Below are 20,466 nucleotides of genomic sequence, written 5' to 3'. Positions count from 1 at the left end.
AACCGCCATTAATGAACAAAATGGTCGAGAAATCCTGGGTTTAAAAGTAGATCACGCTGAGAGCTATGAGGCTTGGCAAAGATTTTTTCAGTACTTACAATCTCGTGGTCTTCAATCACCTAAACTAATCATATCTGACGCACATAAGGGCTTAAAAAAGGCTATTACCGAAGAATTTGTGGGGACTACTTGGCAACGCTGCTCCGTGCATTTTAAACGTAATATCTTTAATCATTTGCCAAAAAAAGACATGGATGACGTAAAAATTGGCTTAAAGAGAATATTTGACGCTGTAACAATTGAGGATGCTAGAGAATTTAAAGAGGAATTTGTGAAGCATTTTGCAGAAAATCCAAAACTAGATAAGGCAATATCGACGTTAGAAGATGGCTTCGAAGATGCCATTCAATACTTAAACGAACCTTCGAAATATCACCTTTATATTCACTGTACAAATTCATTGGAACGATTAAATCAAGAGGTTAGGAGAAGGGAACAAGTTATAAGGATTTTTCCCAATACACAGTCAGCGTTTAGATTAATAGGGGCACTTTTAATGGATATTGCAGAACAACAAGCAAACAAAAAAATAAAGGTAGGGAATACTCCATACCAAAGAAATTAGATGATAAGTTGTTTTAGGTATGTTGGACGGCCTAATTTCGAATTGACATTGAGCCTCCGCGGGCATGATGTAAAGCCAGGAAGCCAGGAGTTTAACAACCCCTGGCTTGCCCTCCAGGCTATCATGCCCGCCCCTCAATGTAAATTCGAAATAGTGTAGTCCACTTATTATAGTTTTGATTATGTCGAAGTTTATTGTTGACACTTTTTACACAAAATTCAGGACTTGACTGGTTAATGTAAAAAGAGGCGGCTTAAGAAGAGGAAATAAGCGTAGAAATTCCGGGTAATGTAAAAAGAGGTGCTTAAGAAGCGGTATAAGCGGAAAAATTCCGGTTAATATGCAAAGAAGAGCTTAAAAAGCAGAAATAAGCGGAAAATTTCCGGTTATTTGCTCTATTTCAGACCAAATCCTATGATTTTGGGTGCAATAAGCGGAAAAACTCCCCTTATTTTTAAGGAAATATAGATATTTCCCCATTTAAACGGAATTTTTCCGTCTATTTTCAAATCAAGGAAAATCAATATTCAATTGTAGCGGTGCAGTATGGCTAATACCCTGGCACTAATCTCGCAGCTCTATGATAGGAGAGCTGCACGTATATTATATGCAGTAATTGGAAATGGGATTTTGCGGGTGCAGATAACGTCTGCCAATCATTGAATTCACCGACCTCTCGGAAAGCAAATTCGCAGACCTCAGTCTCATACCCACCCACAAAAAAAATGTGTCAATCCGCCGTGGATCAACACATTTAACTTTACCTATCACTCGTTTCAAGAAACAAATAACACAAGATAACCACCCGTGCTTTTTCGTGCGTACGATACTCTTCATACAATACGGGATAGTTATGAATGTGCGGTTCCAAAAATCGAAACGGTTTAAAGATATCAAAGAAGGATCTTCCTAGCCACTCTTTCTGTTTTTTGGGAACTTTTTTTGGAGTGCCTCTCAAAATATAACTTAAACTTCCTGAAATATTCATCCAGTATGTGTTAAAGTCCCCATTTATGCAGTCGGTTTCAAGGAAATGTTCTTTAAAATCAGCTTGGAGTTTAGAGGTGTCTCTATAGGGAAAAGGTTTTAGTAAGTCTAGCTGTAATACTTCTTTAAGTAGATTGGGCATTTTCTCTCTAGAAACCATCTTTAAGTGATATTCATAAAAATATGCGACATAAGTGTGAGGAGAAATCATCTGGACATTTTGACCTGGAACGAGCTGTTGTGCTTGGAATTTTTTCTTTTGTTTATTCATCGAGTATCACCTAATATATATGTCTTTCAAGTATCATAACATATGTAATCTATGAAGCTGTCAAAAAACAGGATAGGAAATGAACAATCGATTTCGAAGGCTAATGAACATATACATTTTAAAATAGAAATAAAGAGGTTATTTTTCCATAGAAAAAGAATAGATAAGAGGTAGAGTTTTCCAAATATAATGCGGCTTTAGATATCATTTGCCAAGGCAAGTGTATTTTCCCATCGTTAATGAACTAAGATAGATTGATTGAAGGAGTGAAAATGTATGATATTGTGGTTCCGGCACTTGCCACAAGTAAGGCTGGATTTGTCAGAATGGACCCCTTTTATACAAAATGATTGGTTTCGAAAGCACTATATGAAATTTGTTTATCTACTCCAGGTCATCATATTCCTGGTTCCATATTTCGTTGGAGGATGGTTCCCTCGTATCCCTATGTTTGCGCTTTTTTTAATAGGTATCTTAGTCTTCATCATTCATGAAGCCCTTCACATAATAGTAGTAAATAAAAAAGGGGACATTAGTTTAACGTTTAGGGGGATCTTTTTCTGGCTGCATACAAATGCCATTCTATCCAATCCGAGATTTTGGATCTTTATGAGCCTGCCCTTCATTGCACTATCCATCGTGCCTCTCATTATATCGCTTTTTTTATCCGAAGATCTTAAGTCAGTCCTTCTATTTGTGAGCTGGATAAACGCTATGATTTCCGGCTCAGATATCATTAATTCGTTTTTAATTGCTATGAAACCGAAGAACTCCGAATTTTGCAGGGGGTATTATCGATTGAAGTAAATTGTAAAAACTCCAAATCCTTAGCATTTAAAATGTAAGATAACAATAAAATGATTTAATTTTCATACCGAAACACGCATAAACCCGTCCCACATATTAGGACGGGTTAAAACAAGGTTGTTTAACTTTTTAAGGTCTCAATTTCATCACACTTGTCTTAATTCAAGAATTACTACTGATTATTGAATAAGAGGTTATTATTAAAGTGAAAATCAATGATTCTGCTTTTATTCACTCCTCATGATCTTTATTTTCATTATATAAAGCTTCCATAGATTTCCCTATTTCTTTTAAAAAGGTTTCTTCTTCTAGCGTTAAAATGGTTGGGAACTGAAAATTAATTTCCTCTGCTTCCATTAATTCTTGTGCTTTTTCAAGTTGTTCTGCAAGGTCTTCTTTATTATCTACGTGTTTTGTTGCCAGCTCAGTCAATTTCACTAGAACATCAAAGGCTTCAGGCGACTGTGGAGATACGCCTTCCTTCATCAAATTTTTCACTGTCGCTAACCAGTCTAACATTTCCATATCCATTTGTTGCCGCAGTTCTTTGGGAAGAGAAAAAAATTGATTAGCGATTTCATCTGACAAATATTCTTTCGCCCACTCTCTTTGGTCCTGTTCATGTTCCATCTGGAAAAGCAATGAAATTAATACCGTCCACGAGATTGGCTTTCCTTCTCTCATTATGAATTGTACACGCTCCAGCGCCTCAATGGCCCGATTTAATTCGTCTCTTTTTTCTGTCAAGAGTTTATGCTGCAAGGGTAATGACTTTTCCAGTTGTGCAAAAGCAGGTGTATCATTTCCAATTAAGCTTTTGATTTCCTGCAAAGAGTAGCCTAAGAATTTTAATGACTGAATTAGCTGCAGCTTCGCCAATTCTGCTAATCCGTACAGCCTATGACCAGCGCTATTTTGCTGGGTTGGTATCAGTAATTCTATTTCTTCATAAAACCTCAATGTTCTTACTGTTATCCTTGCTCGCCTTCCAAACTCGCTAATTGTAAAAGCAGGTGCTTTATTTTCCATGTAAGCCTTCCCCCCAACATTATTTAATTTTAGATTAGCATATGACGTAACGGAGGGAGCAAGCCAAATTGCTCACCTTTTACTCTACATTAGGGGCCCCTTATGGAATAAGATGGGGGAGTTCTTTAAATTAAAGGGCTTTATTTGTAATAAAACAACTTTATTGCCACTCAACATAATAAATTCATAACAGGTTTTCATTAAACACACGTGTACACCAGCAAATAACATACCTATAGTTCATCGGAATTTTCCTCCCAGCCGTAGAATTAGTAAAAGCATTTGCATTCTCTATATGATGTATTTGCACTTAAAATCGGCCATTATTCTCTTGTGATGATCGTCACGAAATTATCAGTACTTTTAGCGTATTCTTTTAATAAGAAACCGACGCCATCATGAACGAATACTGATGATGGGTAAATGCTATGGAGGGGGAATTGGGGATGGAGGCTACTAACATTATATTAAGTGCGCCACTGCAGCAATTAAAGGACGAGCATGTGTCACTCCGGGAAGAGATGAATCGTTTCTATGAAATTACAGAAGAAATAGAGTTTGAATCAGGCCCTGCTGTCATTCAAGAGTTTGCGAGATTACACGAGCGGATTCAGGACTTCAATAGGAAGCTGAAGGGACATTCGAAAAAAGAGGATGACTGGCTGTTCCCAATGATGGCCAGCCACCTTGGAGAAAATGACAGAACGATTGAAGTAATGGAATTTGAGCATGAAAAGGCAGAACAGCATTTACAGGATTTTCTGAATGAAGCGGAACAAGCTGGACCAGCCATTGATGAAGATGAAGCCCAAGCGATTGCTGTATACGCTGTCCAAGCATATGCAACCTTAATCCAGCACTTTGATAGAGAAGAAAAAGTGCTGTTTCCAATGGCAGAGAAAATACTGTCTGCTGGAGAGATGGAGGAGCTTGAAAGACGGTTTCGAGGCTGATCACAACATTGCCTTCACTGCCAATTAATTTTTATATATGTGAAGCAGGTGTCCACTAAGGATGCCTGCTTCTATTTAATTACATCACAGCAGATGTTAAAATAGAGTATATTTGCAAAAATAGAATTCAAATTAGGTGGGCTTGAAATGAAAGAATTAATGCAAAAAATAATAGAGTTTAGAGACGAGCGGGGATGGGGTCCTTATAATGAAAAGGATTTGGCTATTTCTATCTCTCTAGAAGCGAACGAACTATTAGAAAACTTTCAATGGAGAACGAGTGAAGAAGCGGTCGCTGAATCCAAACAGAATATTAAAGAAGAGATGGCAGATGTATATATTTATCTTCTGCAGTTAGCGCATGAAATGGATATCGATTTGGAAGAGGAAGCCTTTAAGAAAATGAAGAAGAACGCGGTGAAATATCCGGTAAATAAAGAGAAGTAATGAGAATTTTAGAAAGCCAATTAGGAAGATGACTTTTGCCGCTGGCAGTTCATTAACCGCTGCAGTTGGCAAACGATTAATATAATTTACAAGCCGAAGAGAGAAAAGAGTATTGTTAATGGCTTTTAGAAAGAAATAATGTAAGAATGTATATAAAAATGAAAGTGGGTACAGCTTTGACATTCATTCAAAATATCATTGATTTCATCCTGCATATTGATGAACATCTAGTGGAGATCATCAAAAATTTTGGCGGTTGGTCATATGGGATCTTATTTTTAATCGTATTTGTGGAAACGGGAGTTGTGATTTTCCCATTCTTGCCAGGTGATTCTTTATTATTTGCTAGTGGTGCTCTTGCTGCGATGGGAGCATTTAACATTGTATTACTGCTCATTATCTTTTTTACCGCTGCGGTCATTGGGGATACGGTCAATTATCATATCGGCAGAAAAGTAGGGACAACCATCTCAAATCGCAGTTTTATGGGAAAATTGATTAACCAAGAGAAAATGCAGAAGGCAGAAGATTTCTTTAATAAGCATGGAGGAAAAACAATTGTAATCGCCCGTTTTATGCCGTTTATTCGCACATTTATTCCTTTTGTTGCAGGGGCGAGCCGGATGAATTACCGTTATTTCCTGATTTATAATGTGGCAGGTGCTGCTTTATGGGTGGGCATCTGTACGATCTTAGGCTATTTCTTTGGCAATATCCCTATTATTAAAGATAACTTTTCAACGGTTCTCTTAGCCATTATTTTTGTATCTGTGCTGCCAGCTATTATTGGGGTGATACGGGGGAAATTGAAAAAAGGATGACGGTTTCAAAGGTGTGGTCTCCGTACTTAGAATAGTCACGGAGAACCGTACCACAAGTGATAGAAAACTTAATTTTAAAAAAAGAAAAGTCATCTTTCTATGTTATGTAGGGGAGGACTTTTTCGTTTTTCTGTTCATTTGTTTTTAGTTATCTTAAGATATAAAAGCCTTTTTTTGAAAAAATAATAGAATGCAGTCTGTCATTCAGTTTTTTTCGTTTTGAACATACAATAATCATCGTCACGTCTGGATTTATGATAGGCACTCTTAATATTGTGGGATTTAGATATAGGATCGGTGCTAATATGTATTTTATCTGGTGAGTATATGTTACCTGAATTCTGGGCGATATTTAACAGCAGATCGAGCTCTTGACTATATTGAATGGTTATTTTTGAGTTTATACCCCATATTTTAGCACTTGCTATCATTTGCTCTCTTTTTTCTTCTATTGCTTTTTGAAGTACCCCCACTTATCCCGCCACCTTAATTATCATTCTATTCGGTCCTATTAGATAATATTTTTTCCATTTGCGAAAGCCGCTTTTTTGCGTATTTCAACTTTTCTGATAACTCCATTGCTTTTATTAATATTAACATTTATTCCCTTTGTAGACTATAGTCCGTAGACTATTTGTCACAAAAAAGTCGATAATGACCACAACTAGGAGGGGTTCATTTGAGTATCGAGGTCATTTTCGGTAAGGTATTAAGGAATATTCGTGAAGATAAAAAATTATCCCAAGAACAACTCGCTCATTTATCAGAGCTAGATCGAACCTATATCAGTTTATTGGAACGAGGGAAACGTCGTCCAACTATCAATACATTATTTGCCTTGTGTAAACCCTTAGGATTGAAACCTTCTGAGTTTTTAGGAGAAATTGAAAAGGAATTATAGAGAAGAAAAAGTGCTGTTTCCATTGGCAGAGAAAATACTGTCGGCTGGGAGAAGAAGGAGCTTGGAAGGCAGTACCAAGCTTAATAGAGCATCTAGACCAATTGCTGCAACAAACTAATTGAAGTAAGGAAAAGTCAATTAGATATTGATGATGAAAGCAGGCCAAGCAGCGGATACATGTTGAAATTGCATCATTACTAATTTATTAGAGAAGCAGGTGTCCACTATGGATGCCTGCTTCTATTTAATTACATAACATCAAATGTTAAAATAGTAGATATTTACAAAAAAAATATTCAAATTGGTGGGCTAGAAATGAAAGAACTTACGCAAAAAATTATTGAATTTAGAGATGAGCGAGGATGGGCTCCTTATCATAATGAAAAAGATTTAGCTCTTTCTATATCTCTAGAAGCGAATGAACTGTTAGAAAACTTCCAATGGAGAACGAGTGAAGAAGCGGTTGCTGAATCGAAACAGAATATTAAAGAAGAGATGGCGGACGTGTTTATTTATCTCCTGCAGCTAGCGGATAAAATGAATATCGATTTGGAAGAGGAAGCATTTAAGAAGATGGAGAAGAATGCGGTGAAATATCCGGTAAATAAAAAGAAGTAATTAATTGGTTATTCTTGAAAATGCCAGCAATCATGAGGTAGGTAGAAATTAATATGAGTAATATAGAGATAAAGACAATGCCTTTTGACAGATCATCAATAGATAGAATGAACGGTTACTATACCGATTATCCAGTAGTTTACTTTCTCAATAATGATACAACAGTCTATATTGGTGAGACTGTGGCAGTAAGAAATCGGATGAGGGACCACTTAAATAATAGTGAGAGAAAAGCATTAAAGAAGATGTCCCTGATCATTCATGAAAAGTTTAATCGATCGGCAACATATAATATAGAAACAAAGCTGATTAATTATTTTTTAGCAGATGAACGATACAGATTACAAAACAAGAGTCAAACCGTCAATAGTGTGATGCACAATTATTATGAAAAGAAGTACTTTAATGAAGAATTGTTTGAAGATATATGGGACGAGCTATTAAAAAGGGATATTGTAGATAATTCAAGATATACCATTGAAAATAAGGACATATTCAAGCTGTCCCCATTCAAAGAATTATCGATAGAACAATTAGAGCTTCAGCAGAAGATTTTAGAAGTTTGTAAAAAACATATTAATGATGATGAGCCATTTGTCTTCTTAATTAAAGGGGAAGCAGGAGTAGGAAAAAGTGTTGTCCTAAGCTCCGTAATGAACAAAATTCAAGAGTTATCAAAGGAAAAATCATCACCTTTTGGAAGATACCAATAATTATTTATTAGTCAATCATACAGAAATGTTAAAAACGTATAAGAAGATTGCAGGTAATGTTAAAGCACTCACTAAAAAGAATTTTGAAAAACCGACATCCTTTATAAATCAGCGTAAAAAATTGATGGAAAAGGCTGATATTGTGTTAATAGATGAAGCTCATTTATTGTTAACCAAGCCTGACCCATATAATAACTTTGTTGAGGAGAATCAACTGCAGGAGATTATTAGGCATAGCAAGATTGTTATTGCAGTGTACGATGATAAGCAAGTATTAAAGATGAAGAGCTACTGGGATGAGGATAGGCTACAATCAATTATTGGAAAATATAATACTGAACCCACCTATAAGCTAACGAACCAATTCCGCATGCAGGCAACAAATGAAATGGTTAATTGGATTGACCATTTTGTTGAAAAGAAGATTACTGAAATACCTAAAGACCCTGAATATGATTTTAAAATCTTTGAATCAGCGGCTAAAATGTATGACGTAATACAGGAACTGAACATGGAATATGGTTTAGCGAGGATTGTATCCACATTCGATTACATACATAAGAAAGACGATCAAGAGTATTACGTAGAAGAAGAACATTTTAAACTTCCTTGGAATGGGGATTACGGAAATACTACCTGGGCAGAAAAAGCTGAAACAGTCAGGGAAGTCGGTTCTATTTATACCATACAAGGCTTTGATTTAAACTATGTTGGCGTTATCCTGGGTCCATCTATTTCATATGATGAAGACAAAGATGAATTAAAAATCTTAACAGAAAATTATAAGGATACGGAAGCTTACAGGGGAAAAGATGAATTTCAAAATAGCGATGATATAAAGGAAAAAATCATATTAAATTCTCTTAATGTTCTTATGAAGAGGGGAATACGCGGTCTGTATATTTATGCCAGTGATCCGAAATTGAGATCGAGATTGTTAGAGTTGAAAAATACATATTCCAAATAGTAAATAATTTATTGATAAGACCTAAATTGAAACGATTTATAATTAGAACAAGCAAATTTTTTAGGGATATTATTTAGCGAACCTCGGATATCTAAAATTAATTTAAAAACCCCTATATTAACATATGATTATAATAGAAAAAGAAACTGTATGCTGCAGTTTCTTTTTCTATTAAATACCTTTTAAAAAATTTAATAGAGAATTTACATATAAAAACATATTGGATTTTTAAAAAATGTATTGTAAATATAAGTAAATCCCCGTTTCTACCTATTTATACAATGAATTTTTGATATAATTGTTACAATCCTAGTATTGAAACGGAGTTATTCATATGGAAACAGTATTGACTAGACCTTCTGCAGCGCCAGTTATTCAAGCGCTGCGTTCAATTGGCTATAATGCTAGTACGGCTATAGCTGATTTGGTAGATAACAGCCTAGATGCGAAGGCTTTAATAATAAATATAAATTTTGCCTACGGCGAGAGCGATGGAATGATCACCATTTCTGATAATGGCATTGGTATGGATGAAGAGATGCTGCAAAGAGCCATGAATATCGGGTCCAAGGATCCAAGAGCCAAAAGAGGTGCGAATGAACTGGGGAGATTTGGGATGGGATTAAAAACTGCATCCTTTTCTCTTGGAAAACGATTAAGTGTTCTTACAAAAAAAGATGGGGTTTACAGCGAAAGATGCTGGGATCTGGATCATGTGTCAGAATGCAATGAATGGCAGCTGTTCACTAGAATACCTGAAGATATAAAATTGAAAATGGGTAAGATAGAAGACCAAAGCGGAACAATTGTCTGCATTGATAAGCTGGACCGCTTTATGGGATATGATAGCAAACGCAAGCTGAAGGAAACTAGCTTCTATAATAAAGTTGCCAGAATTAATAAGCACCTTGAATTCGTCTTCCATTCTATTCTGGAAAAGGACCAGGTGGAGATGTTTATAAACGGCAATGAAGTTGTGCCCTGGGATCCTTTTATGCGTTATCATTCCAATACAATGGAAGGCGAAATGCAGATGCTTCGGATCAATGAAAATAGAATAAAAGTCCAGTATTTCATTCTTCCTCATGCATCCCATTTAACAGAGCCTGAATATAAGAAGGCAGGCGGTTATAAAGGGTGGCGTGATCACCAGGGATTGTATATTTACCGAGAAAATCGGCTTTTGTATTTTGGCGATTGGATGGGGCTGTTCCCAAAGGATGCTGCTTCACAGCTTGCAAGAGTGCGCATTGATCTTCCAAATGAAGCTGACTCTGACTGGCAGGTGGATATAAAAAAGTCGGGGATTAACTTGCCGGAAGATGCAAAAAGAAGACTGGAGGCCATTTCTTCAATTGCGCGAAAAGTCTCAAGAGATATTTTCTATTTCCGTACCCAGCCAGGGCCAAGGAATCCCACTATAAAAGGCAGCCTTAATACCTGGGAGCAGTCAGGAAGCGAAGATGGTCCACAATTTATTTTAAATCGAAATCATCCAATTCTTTCTGAACTTCTTAAAAATCTGGATGATGAAAATGCAAAGCTATTAAACTTATATCTTAAATTTGTCCAGCTTGGCTCGCCAAGCAATATTATTGATTCACCAAAGGTTCCGGAAGAAGAAGTACAGGAGCTGCCGGACAGCCAAAAAGAGCTGGTTATCCAATTTGCTTCTTCAATGCTGAAGCTGAATGTGGCTGATAATGAAGAACAGCTCCTCAATATCCTGTTAACACAGCCAGCTTTTGACGGCCTGAATCGGGCAACCATAAAAGCAATTACAACGGAGGCGAATTTGTTTGTCATCAATTGATAATAAGAGTTTGTTTGAGCAGGCATTTACGAATAACTATTATATGTTAAAAGCTCACTCTGCAAATTCTGAGGAAGCAGCGGAAAAAGCTCTTGAATTAGCTAGAGTACTGGCATCAGGATTTGGTCCGGTTGACGATGCACAATTTCAAAAATGGTCCCTAGAAATGTTCATGAAATATAAAATCGGCTTAGAAGTACCGAAGGATTATGTCATGAGAGGCACAAAAGAAAAAAGCTGGTTTGAGCCAAAGATGGCGGCAAGCGGTTTCTTTTGGACCAGATACCGAAGATATTTATCAGAGGCTAAAGGCTGGCCGCTTGAGGCTGTCCAGGCCATAGATGAAACCACAAATCAGATTATGGCATCAATTGGAAATCCAAAATCCATGGAATCATTTGATAAGCGCGGTCTTGTATTAGGGTATGTCCAGTCAGGAAAAACAGCCAACTTCACTGGCTTGATTAATAAAGCTTACGATGTTGGCTATAAACTGATCATAGTGCTGTCTGGTATCCATAATGATTTAAGAGCACAGACACAGATTCGCTTAAACGAAGAGGTAATCGGGAACCGTACTGATAAGGAAGGCAATCCAATCGGAGTTGCACAAATTTATGCGAATACAGCTGAACATATCATCTCCTCATGGACAACAGATGAAAATGACATTAAATCTAGCCAGAGAGGAACCAGCAACCTGAATTCTCCGACCTTGATGGTTGTAAAGAAAAATAAGACTGTTTTGGAATCTCTCAGAGATCAGTTAATTAATCATCGAGATTTATATAAACTTGATATTCCAGTTTTAATTGTTGATGATGAGGCAGACCAGGCATCGGTTGACACTTCAAACCCAGACAAGAATGAAGATCCAAAAACCATTAACCGGCTGATTAGGCAAATACTTGAAGTTTTTAAGCGGAAAGCTTTTGTTGGCTATACAGCGACACCCTTTGCTAACCTTCTTATCAGCAAAGAGGGGAGAACAGAGGAGGAAGGTGACGACCTTTATCCGAAAGATTTTCTTGTTGGCCTGCCGAAGCCGAAAGAGTATTGCGGTCCTGAGGAATATTTCAATGTGGACGAGGATGCAGAAGACACACGCCCTAGCCTTATCCGTCATTTAAGGCAGGAAGATCTTGAAGTCTTTACGACGATAAAAAAGAAATCGGATGCTGATAAATTTGAGGAAGTACCTCCGCAAATGCGTGAAGCAATGCTGGAATTCCTTCTGGTAATTGCTGTCCGCAATTTGAGGGGGCAAAGAAGGAAGCATAATTCGATGCTTATTCATACTTCACGTTTTAAGGATGTGCAATCGAGTGTAAAAGATGAAGTATCGCGCACCTTTGATGCCATCTCAAAACAGCTGCTTTATAATCATGAAAGCAGTGTAATAGCAGAAATGCAGGAGCTTTATGAAAATGACATCCTTCCAGCGAGCAGGGATTGGCCAAATGAAAATCATCCAGAATTCAGCTGGGATGAAGTATATGAAGAACTGAGAAAATGCTGCAAGACGATTGAGGTTTTCGAAATCAATGGAAACAGCCGAGATGCTTTAGATTACCATCAATATAAGGATAATGGCTTAAATGTAATCGCGGTTGGAGGAGACAAATTATCCCGCGGTCTTACGCTGGAGGGCTTGAGCATTACCTATTACTTCCGGAATACGCTTATGTATGACACGCTCATGCAGATGGGACGCTGGTTTGGATATAGAAAGGGCTACATGGATCTTTGCCGTATCTATACATCAGATGAGATTGCATCGAACTTTGAACATCTGGCCATCGCGATGATTCAGCTGCGCCAGGAATTCGACCGTCTGGCTGCATTGAAAAAGACGCCTTCTGAATATGCAGTTAAAATGCTGAGCCATCCAGCGATGAAGCTGACAAGTCCGCTGAAAATGAGAAATGCAGTCTCTTCGAATGTCATTTATGCAGGCACCCTGCAGCAGACAAGGCTATTTGATCCGAGCAAAGAGGTCATGACAGGGAATATGGATGCGACTGTTAAGCTGGTAAATAAGCTTCCCTTAGAAAAGACAACATACAGAAAAACAAACTTTTACTCGGCTTCTGGTGTGAATTCTGATCTGATCAAAGAATATCTGTCAGAATATCAGACTGCCGACAGCAATATAGTAAATTCAGTTTTAATTGCTGATTATATTGACCGGGTTAATCATGTGGGAGAGCTGACGGATTGGACAGTTGCAGTGGTTGAAGGAGATCCTTCTGCAGCTTCTGGTCTATCAGAATACCCTGTTGAATTAGGAAAGATCAATTTGAAATCGGCAGCTCCTCTGGGTAAAAAAGTGACAGCGCCTGAGAGTAAGGATCAAATTAGAGACATAGGGGCCATTGTGTCTCCAAATCATGAATACATGGACCTTAATTATGAAGAAATTAAAGGAATAAAAGACCGTACAGAGAAACGAAGGATGCGTGACAAGCATAAGGGATTAATGCTAATTTATCCTCTTCATCCACATGTGCCGATATTTAATAGTCTAGATGTAGATTTCTCGTCACAGCTAGTGCCAATTGGAATTGCTTTCTCTTTTCCTGGAACTGAAATTGACGATAAAAGTGTCTACCAGACAAATAGAACGGTCTAAATAACTTTATTTAAGGAGAGTAGCTGTGTTGAACCTAAAAATAGAGTTTGAACAAATGATTCAAGAGCTTAATAGACAAGCTGACAGTGAGGTTTTTAAACTGAATGTCCTGACATATGAGAATCCTGTTATGTTTGCAGGAATCGATCCAGTAAATCATCACCGCCAGCTTTACATTGATCTGGGAACGGAAGCGTGGGAGGAAAATCAGGAAAAAGCACTTCCAAAGTGGCGCGGCATGTCTGTTAAAGTAGAATATTTTGAGAAGCTTTTCCCGTTAAAACAGCATTACTTCCTCGTCATCAGACAAGAGGATGAACAAGGTCCGGAAATTTTTGATGTTGTTCTTCAAAATTTAGCAGAACATATAGTGGCTGATAAGGAAGAATCACTATTTTCAACTGTATATAAGGTACTTGATCGATGGAGGACTTTTTTTCAGCGAGGCGGATTCAAAAGGCTTTCTGAAGAACAGCAGCTGGGGCTGTTTGGAGAATTGTGGTTTATTAATGAATGGCTTGACAAGCATCCTGGCCAGCCCCCTCTCATTATTGAGTATTGGGAGGGTCCCACAAAAGGCAGAATTGATTTCAAAGGCACTAGATGCGGGCTAGAAATCAAAACTGTTATTGATAAACTTTCAAAAACAATTAAAATATCTAATGAGAACCAGCTGAAGCTTAGTGAAGCTGTTTCTTCTATTTATCTTTTTGTCTGTTTTCTCGAACAAAGCCGGACACACGGCATGTCCCTTCAAGATCTGGCCAAACAGGTTCGCTCCAAGCTTGCAGAAAGATCTGAAAGAATTGCACTGATATATAGTGATTTATTGACTGATTTGGGCTTTAGAGAAGAAGAATATGGGGATACGCTGTTCTTCGTAGAAAAAACGGAGGTATACGAAGCAGGAGAGAGTTTCCCTCGGCTATTAAAGGAACATCTGCCAAAGGGGATTTCTCATGTGAGCTATAATATTGATCTGACTCATTGTTCAGAATTTGAGAAAGATCCTGAAACCATATATCAAATGTTTAGAGTGGAAGGGTAAAAGATGATAGAAATTAGACAAAGAAAAGAATTCCTTCTCGATTTTATGGAGGAGCTGGAAGAAAAAGCGATAAAAACTGGCAGTTATCAGGTTCCATTCCTTGAAAAGATGATTTCTTTTATGGACAGGCCGGATGATCCGGAAATCCTTATTCCGCCTTTTAAGGATACCGCTAAGAATATTGCGGTAAATGCCTATTCTTATGATGATGAAAATCAAGTATTAGATCTTTATGTAGCTGATTATAATTTTGAGCAGAACGAAGAAGACCTGCTTTCGATCAGCATGACTGAAGTTTCGGAAATTGCAAACCATGCGAAGCGTTTTGTAACAAATGCGAAGTCACTTCTTCAGACAATTGACCATTCTTTTGAAGCTTATGATCTTGCTAAAGTTATTGAAGAAGGAATGGACAATTTTAACGAGATTAATATTTTTGTTGTGACAAATCTATACTATACATCAAACAAGCCGGTAGAAATGACCATTCCTGGCATTGAAACCGTAAACGTTCAGGTGTGGGATATCGACCGTGTTCAGCAGCTGATCACTTCCGAGCAGGCAATTGAAACAGATTATATCGATTTTGAAAGAGATTATGGCGAAACATTCGAAATGATGTTTGTCCCGGATCCATCAAGCGGTGTAAAGGAATTTGACTGTTATGTAGGCTATATTTCAGCTGAGCTGCTTGCTAAAGCATATGATGAATGGGGGCAAAAGCTTGTAGAACGAAACGTTCGTTCATTCCTGCAGGCAAGGGGAGGAACGAATAAAGGCATTCGTGATACGCTAAAAGACCCATTTCAGAGAAAAATGTTTGTTGCTTATAATAATGGCATTTCAACAGTAGCCCGAACAGGAGACTTTGAGCCTGTTAAAGATGGAGTAAATCAATATAAGATTAAAGGTCTGAGCGGCTGGCAAATTGTCAACGGGGGTCAAACGACTGCTTCTATCCATAAAGCATATAAAGACGGAATCAGCCTAAAGGATGTGTACGTACAGGCAAAACTTACGATTCTTCAGGTAAATGAATTTGTATCAAAAGATCAGCATCTGCTTGAAGATGAAATGATTTCCCGCATTTCACAATATGCCAATACACAAAATAAAATCAATAAATCTGACCTGCTTGCCAACACCCGCTTCATGTCTGATCTGGAGAAGTTCTCTCGCAATATCTGGATTCCTGCAAAAGACGGGAGAAGACCAGAACGCAAATGGTATTTCGAACGGGCAAGAGGCCAGTATATGGTAGACATTAACAGGCGAAAGCGCGGTAAAGAACAGAGTGATTTCAAGAAACAGTATCCTAAAGATAATGTTCTTACAAAAGTCGATCTGGCTAAATATTTCATGTCATGGGAAGGCTACCCTCATGTTTCAAGTAAGGGCGGAGAGGAAGCGTTCAAGAAGTTTATGGATTTGAACAAGACTTTCTGGAGCGGCAGCACCCAGGACAAGATTACGCTATCGGTCTATCAAAAGTTAATAGCTAGAGCTATTATCAATCAGCGGGTAAAAGATATCGTTGATGAAATGAAGCTGAGAGGATACAAGGCAAACGTAATTTACTATACCGTGGCAATGATTCATCACTTGTACAGTGATAAGATTGATTTAGTTCAAGTTTGGGAAGAGCAATCCTTATCAGATAAATGGGATGAAGTGATCCGATCTATATCGGATAAATCTTTATTCTATCTGAAAGAGTCTGCTGGAGAGCGTAACGTGACTCAGTGGGCAAAACAAGAGGCATGCTGGATTCAATATAAAGAAACTTGCTCTCAAGAGCTGAAAAACCTTATTTAAACGGGAAGCACCCTAATCTTTTTCTGTTAAAGATTCAGGGTGTTTTCACTTTGCTGCAGCAGCTATTTTGATAAATTCAGCGATGGAATCAACGGCTTCTTCGAAATCCTCTTTAAACTCATGCTCCCAAACACGGAGTACTTTCCAGCCATATTCTAAATAGAAGCGGCTGACCTCTTCGTCACGGCGTTTATTACGAGCTAGTTTTTTTGTCCAGTATTCCTGATTGGATTTAGGCATATTTCCGTGAATAGGGCAGCTGTGCCAAAAGCATGAATCAATGAAAATAATGAGTTTATATTTCTTGATAGAGATATCTGGTCTTCCGAACATTTTGGCATTTTTTCGGAAGCGAAAGCCTTTATTCCAGAGTGCCTTTGATACTTTATTCTCGAGCTTGGATTGAGACTTAATGGCTCTCATATTTCTGGACCGCTGTTCTTTGGTGATTTTTTCAGGCATTCAATCACATCCATATTTGGAATCTAATGAAATTGTACCCTTTGGGAGCACTGTTTACACATTAAACTAAAAGCGATTCAATTCGTATAAATATGTTATAATTCAAAGGTTAGTCTAAAATGCATTGACAAGAACGAATGTTCGTTATAGTGTATAATAAGGAATAGGATTACTTCTTAAAGAAGTGAGGTTTTTATTATGAAGAAACTGAAAGTAATGGATCTTTTTGCAGGGGCAGGCGGTCTCAGCAGCGGTTTTGAACAGACAGGCAGGTTCGAAGTGAAAATCGCTGTCGAAATTAATGAGAACGCACGTAAAACCTACAAAATGAACCATAATAATGATGTAATTTTATATGAAGATATTACAAAGCTTAAGTATACAGATGAGAATGGAGATAAGCTTAATGAATTTAGTGATATAGATGTGGTGATCGGCGGACCGCCATGTCAGGGTTTCTCCAATGCAAATCGGCAGCAGAATACGCTTATTTCTTCAAATAACCATCTCGTTAAAGAATATCTGCGTACCATTGAGGCAATTAAGCCGAAAGCATTTGTGATGGAAAATGTAAAAACCATGGATTCAGAAAAGCATAAATTCTATTTAAATGACCATGATGAGCTTGAACTAGCGAATTTGGAGATTGAGCCAAATGAAGAATATATACAAATTGGCAAAGGCACTTCATATTCAGACAGACTGGTAGAGTTCTTACGAAATGCATACACTTCTAGTCTAGATTTAAAGCCGTTTTTGATTAGCAAGGAATTAATGTCTAAGCTGAATACGCTTCTAAGGCATGCGAAAAAACAGTCAAATCGTGATTTGATGCAGTTCCTTAATAATGAAAAAAACCAAAGATTCTTTTTGAAGATGGTAAATCAGCATTGGCTGGAAACACATCAAAAATATTGGGATAGTTCCTATCAAACAGGCTGGTCAGGTCTGGGTGAAACCCTCAAAGATCTTATGGAAAACTATCAAAATGAAATTGTTTCATTTGAATCAGAGCTTGAAGAAGTTATCGAAACTCAAAAGGTTATTAAAAAAATATCGGAAGTAATCCAAAACAAGGTCAAATTATTTGATATTAAGGAAAAGAAGCAGGGTCTAGAAATAACAATAAAATCATTTAACGTTTTTAATTACATTAAATGCAAGCTGTCCAGCTTAGGCTATGTATTTAACGAAGATAAGTATATCTTCAATGCAGCGCAATATGGAGTCCCACAGGAAAGAAAAAGATTAATTCTAATGGGAATACAAGAAGGCAGCTTAAAGGCAGATAAAGTCGCAGTTCCCGAACCTTTATTTTCAGATAAAGAGGATTTCTTTAAAATCTATGATGCGATAGGAGACCTGGAAAAACTCCCGCCACGTACAGATATAAAAGAAGACGAAATGGACAAAGACTCTCATAGCGCAATCATTGGCAGTCCATTAAATGAATATCTCAATAACAGCAATAAAATATACAACCATGTTAGAACTGAAACAAGGGAAGTGGCTTTAAAAAGATTCCAATCTCTCAAAGCGGGACAAAACTTTCATGATTTGGATGAGTCATTAAAGACAACATACACGGATCACAGCCGAACTCAGAATACCATATACAAAAGACTATCATATGACGAACCTTCTGATACGGTACTTAACGCCCGAAAATCGATGTGGATTCATCCTGAACAGGACAGAGCTATTAGCATACGAGAAGCTGCTAGATTGCAGTCTTTTCAAGATTCATATAAATTTTACGGACCAAAGGATTCTCAGTATCAGCAGATAGGGAATGCGGTCCCGCCGTTGCTTGCCAGGTCGATTGCTGAAGGTTTGCTGGAGTCGATGGGGATGGAGTTAGAGGTAAAAACGAGAGATATTTTGATTTCGGATGAAAGAGAACTGGATAATAAAAATGTACAAGAACTAGTTAAATAATGTTTTTGAAAACTGTATCTGAATAGGTACAGTTTTTTGTTATATAAAGGAATTCTAAGAAGTAGTAAGGAAATATATTAAGATATCTATTAGTAATTACTTGTTATGAAAAGAGTTGCCGTATTAATAATGTGCATTTCACTATGCTGCGATAATCCATGCAGAGATAACCCTAACCCAACGCTGGGCATGTTTTTCGGAATACGAATCCGTGCAGGCATTACGACAGAATTATAGGAGCCAGCCATCTTATCTGTAAGTATAAAAGAAAATCAGTTCTAGTGTGGTATCCTTTGTCACACTCATCTTTATATTTTATCTTATACCTTGATCATATTTGTCTATAGCTGGGAAGGGTATAAGCACAACTTTCATCCTTTCTGATTGTCTATTCTCTATTTAAGTCGCTCTGAAATTTCATATTTGTTTGGTCTTGATAATGATACAGTTAAACGTATCACAAGTGATGGTAAACTAGAAGATAACACTAACATTAGAACGGTGTTTAATCTTTATGACACAAAAAGGTGGTTAGATTAACTCATTGTTATACTTGTTTTTAAAGTATATTCCTATAAACATATTTTTAATGGATCATGGTCGTCATAAGTATATTTAAATAAGTGAAGAATTCTGTGCAATTTGCCGTTATGGAGCTTGTGATTGAGAAATGGATTGAACCCTCCAAAGGCTATTTGCATCCTTTTGACGTATTGTTCCAGCAAATCCTATCCATTTGTCAGGAGCACAATGGAATCTCGTACAACCACCTCATAGACAGAATTAACAAGAATCATATTTTTCATAGCTTATTAATACAAGATGTCATCACCCTGATCCAAGGCATGATTGAAAAGGAATACGTAGAAGTCATCAAAAATAGTGATGAACTGATTGTCGGATTGGAAGGGGAAAGAATTCTTAGAAGTAAGGATTTTTATTCTGTCTTTATGACATCAGACGAATATGAAGTAATGGATGGTACCAAAAAAATTGGCCGGCTCGATAAAGCGTTTATCATAAATGTTGGCGACAATATCATTCTTGGTGGAAGACTATGGGGCATTAAGGATATCGATTTCGATCGAAGTAAAGTATATGTCACGAAAGCGGTTAGCGGGAAGAAACCTACCTATACGGGCAGTCCCGGTGGTATTCACAAAAAAATTGGCGAAAAAATGATGGAAATCCTTTGTTCTAAAAATGAGTTTCATTACATCAATGATATTGCATTAGCTGCGCTAAATGATGTAAGAAGAAAGTATCTTTGGAACGGAATTACTGCAGATCAACGCTGTATATGGATCGATAAAGCAGAAGGCACTTTTGAAACCTATACAGGAACAACCATTACGAAAACACTCGTCTGGATGCTGCGATATTTTGGAGTGGATGCCAAGATTAGAGACGGAGTCGGCAGAATAACAATAGTAAACCCAGAAGGCATCCTTTCAATTCTTCAAAAGGTGAAAGAAAAAGAATGGATAGGCTACACTTAGTTGGACAGAATTTTTAAGGTCAAGTAGACTACAAATAACACATTTGAGGAGAATCTACATGACTAAAAGAGAACGCCGAACATTTACTGAAGATTTCAAGCAACAGATCGTGCAGCTGTA

19 protein-coding genes are annotated in these 20,466 nt (G+C 37.4%); 15 read left to right on the top strand and 4 right to left on the bottom strand.

All coding sequences use genetic code 11. The features are described from left to right. On the top strand, nt 1-625 hold a 625-nt coding region (locus C1726_RS04975; protein WP_180968101.1), incomplete at its 5' end, for an IS256 family transposase. A 760-nt stretch (nt 626-1,385) separates the two neighbouring features. Here the strand turns inward: C1726_RS04975 and C1726_RS04970 are convergent. Next, nucleotides 1,386-1,883: a YxiJ-like family protein gene (locus C1726_RS04970; protein WP_235822695.1), complete on the bottom strand. Its 498-nt coding sequence runs from the start codon at nt 1,881-1,883 to the stop codon at nt 1,386-1,388. A 276-nt stretch (nt 1,884-2,159) separates the two neighbouring features. On the opposite strand from C1726_RS04970, the gene C1726_RS04965 reads away from it, so the two are divergent. Next, nucleotides 2,160-2,690: a DUF3267 domain-containing protein gene (locus C1726_RS04965; RefSeq protein WP_102272154.1), complete on the top strand. Its 531-nt coding sequence runs from the start codon at nt 2,160-2,162 to the stop codon at nt 2,688-2,690. 231 nt (nt 2,691-2,921) lie between these two features. On the opposite strand, the gene C1726_RS04960 is transcribed toward C1726_RS04965, so the two are convergent. Further along, nucleotides 2,922-3,719, bottom strand: a complete 798-nt coding sequence (locus C1726_RS04960; protein ID WP_102272153.1) for a MerR family transcriptional regulator — start codon at nt 3,717-3,719, stop codon at nt 2,922-2,924. 446 nt (nt 3,720-4,165) lie between these two features. Here C1726_RS04960 and C1726_RS04955 point away from each other — a divergent pair, with 446 nt between their 5' ends. The 3 genes from C1726_RS04955 (at nt 4,166) to C1726_RS04945 (ending at nt 5,940) form a co-directional block, all read left to right on the top strand. Next, a complete protein-coding gene (locus C1726_RS04955; RefSeq protein WP_180968100.1) occupies nt 4,166-4,672 on the top strand; it encodes a hemerythrin domain-containing protein in 507 nt (168 codons plus the stop codon). A 147-nt stretch (nt 4,673-4,819) separates the two neighbouring features. After that, nucleotides 4,820-5,119, top strand: a complete 300-nt coding sequence (locus C1726_RS04950) for a nucleotide pyrophosphohydrolase (RefSeq protein WP_102272151.1) — start codon at nt 4,820-4,822, stop codon at nt 5,117-5,119. Between the two features lie 176 nt (nt 5,120-5,295). Beyond that, nucleotides 5,296-5,940 carry a DedA family protein gene (locus C1726_RS04945; protein ID WP_102272150.1) on the top strand — a complete coding sequence of 215 codons (645 nt, stop codon included), beginning with the start codon at nt 5,296-5,298 and terminating at the stop codon, nt 5,938-5,940. Nucleotides 5,941-6,140: 200 nt separating this feature from the next. On the opposite strand, the gene C1726_RS26865 is transcribed toward C1726_RS04945, so the two are convergent. Continuing rightward, nucleotides 6,141-6,413, bottom strand: a complete 273-nt coding sequence (locus C1726_RS26865) for an aspartyl-phosphate phosphatase Spo0E family protein (RefSeq protein WP_322090957.1) — start codon at nt 6,411-6,413, stop codon at nt 6,141-6,143. Nucleotides 6,414-6,619: 206 nt separating this feature from the next. Between C1726_RS26865 and C1726_RS04935 the strand changes: the two genes are divergently transcribed. From C1726_RS04935 to C1726_RS04905, 8 genes are all read left to right on the top strand, one after another. Continuing rightward, nucleotides 6,620-6,841, top strand: coding sequence for a helix-turn-helix domain-containing protein (locus tag C1726_RS04935; protein WP_102272149.1), 222 nt, complete (start codon nt 6,620-6,622; stop codon nt 6,839-6,841). A 315-nt stretch (nt 6,842-7,156) separates the two neighbouring features. Next, on the top strand, nt 7,157-7,459 hold the full coding sequence (locus tag C1726_RS04930) for a nucleotide pyrophosphohydrolase (RefSeq protein ID WP_102272148.1): 303 nt from the start codon (nt 7,157-7,159) through the stop codon (nt 7,457-7,459). A 53-nt stretch (nt 7,460-7,512) separates the two neighbouring features. Next, nucleotides 7,513-8,172 carry a GIY-YIG nuclease family protein gene (locus C1726_RS26860; RefSeq protein WP_322090956.1) on the top strand — a complete coding sequence of 220 codons (660 nt, stop codon included), beginning with the start codon at nt 7,513-7,515 and terminating at the stop codon, nt 8,170-8,172. Continuing rightward, the gene (locus C1726_RS26855; RefSeq protein ID WP_322090955.1) at nt 8,156-9,139 is read left to right on the top strand and encodes a DUF2075 domain-containing protein; all 984 of its coding nucleotides are present in this window, start codon (nt 8,156-8,158) and stop codon (nt 9,137-9,139) included. Before C1726_RS26860 ends, C1726_RS26855 begins: the two co-directional genes overlap by 17 nt. Before the next feature lie 334 nt (nt 9,140-9,473). After that, complete coding sequence (locus tag C1726_RS04920; protein ID WP_102272147.1) at nt 9,474-10,952, top strand: ATP-binding protein; 1,479 nt, start codon at nt 9,474-9,476, stop codon at nt 10,950-10,952. Further along, nucleotides 10,939-13,584, top strand: coding sequence for a Z1 domain-containing protein (locus tag C1726_RS04915; protein ID WP_102272146.1), 2,646 nt, complete (start codon nt 10,939-10,941; stop codon nt 13,582-13,584). Before C1726_RS04920 ends, C1726_RS04915 begins: the two co-directional genes overlap by 14 nt. A 25-nt stretch (nt 13,585-13,609) precedes the next feature. Beyond that, nucleotides 13,610-14,632: a PD-(D/E)XK motif protein gene (locus tag C1726_RS04910; RefSeq protein WP_102272145.1), complete on the top strand. Its 1,023-nt coding sequence runs from the start codon at nt 13,610-13,612 to the stop codon at nt 14,630-14,632. Nucleotides 14,633-14,635: 3 nt separating this feature from the next. Beyond that, nucleotides 14,636-16,447, top strand: a complete 1,812-nt coding sequence (locus C1726_RS04905; protein WP_102272144.1) for an AIPR family protein — start codon at nt 14,636-14,638, stop codon at nt 16,445-16,447. Between the two features lie 45 nt (nt 16,448-16,492). On the opposite strand, the gene C1726_RS04900 is transcribed toward C1726_RS04905, so the two are convergent. Then, complete coding sequence (locus tag C1726_RS04900) at nt 16,493-16,909, bottom strand: very short patch repair endonuclease (protein ID WP_102272143.1); 417 nt, start codon at nt 16,907-16,909, stop codon at nt 16,493-16,495. 198 nt (nt 16,910-17,107) lie between these two features. On the opposite strand from C1726_RS04900, the gene C1726_RS04895 reads away from it, so the two are divergent. Beyond that, complete coding sequence (locus C1726_RS04895; RefSeq protein WP_102272142.1) at nt 17,108-18,847, top strand: DNA cytosine methyltransferase; 1,740 nt, start codon at nt 17,108-17,110, stop codon at nt 18,845-18,847. A 635-nt stretch (nt 18,848-19,482) separates the two neighbouring features. Continuing rightward, nucleotides 19,483-20,346, top strand: a complete 864-nt coding sequence (locus tag C1726_RS04890) for a hypothetical protein (RefSeq protein WP_102272141.1) — start codon at nt 19,483-19,485, stop codon at nt 20,344-20,346. Nucleotides 20,347-20,466: the final 120 nt, after the last annotated feature.

Source organism: Cytobacillus massiliigabonensis, assembly GCF_900199725.1.
Classification (GTDB): domain Bacteria; phylum Bacillota; class Bacilli; order Bacillales; family Cytobacillaceae; genus Cytobacillus; species Cytobacillus massiliigabonensis.
This window is presented reverse-complemented; position numbering and strand designations above follow the sequence as displayed.

Coding starts and splice junctions, on each gene's coding strand:
- C1726_RS04900 (WP_102272143.1), bottom strand. CDS start 16,909: ATGCCTGAAAAAATCACCAAAGAACAGCGGTCCAGAAATATGAGAGCC.
- C1726_RS26860 (WP_322090956.1), top strand. CDS start 7,513: ATGAGTAATATAGAGATAAAGACAATGCCTTTTGACAGATCATCAATA.
- C1726_RS04965 (WP_102272154.1), top strand. CDS start 2,160: ATGATATTGTGGTTCCGGCACTTGCCACAAGTAAGGCTGGATTTGTCA.
- C1726_RS04950 (WP_102272151.1), top strand. CDS start 4,820: ATGAAAGAATTAATGCAAAAAATAATAGAGTTTAGAGACGAGCGGGGA.
- C1726_RS04930 (WP_102272148.1), top strand. CDS start 7,157: ATGAAAGAACTTACGCAAAAAATTATTGAATTTAGAGATGAGCGAGGA.
- C1726_RS04960 (WP_102272153.1), bottom strand. CDS start 3,719: ATGGAAAATAAAGCACCTGCTTTTACAATTAGCGAGTTTGGAAGGCGA.
- C1726_RS04955 (WP_180968100.1), top strand. CDS start 4,166: ATGGAGGCTACTAACATTATATTAAGTGCGCCACTGCAGCAATTAAAG.
- C1726_RS04905 (WP_102272144.1), top strand. CDS start 14,636: ATGATAGAAATTAGACAAAGAAAAGAATTCCTTCTCGATTTTATGGAG.
- C1726_RS04920 (WP_102272147.1), top strand. CDS start 9,474: ATGGAAACAGTATTGACTAGACCTTCTGCAGCGCCAGTTATTCAAGCG.
- C1726_RS04970 (WP_235822695.1), bottom strand. CDS start 1,883: ATGAATAAACAAAAGAAAAAATTCCAAGCACAACAGCTCGTTCCAGGT.
- C1726_RS04895 (WP_102272142.1), top strand. CDS start 17,108: ATGAAGAAACTGAAAGTAATGGATCTTTTTGCAGGGGCAGGCGGTCTC.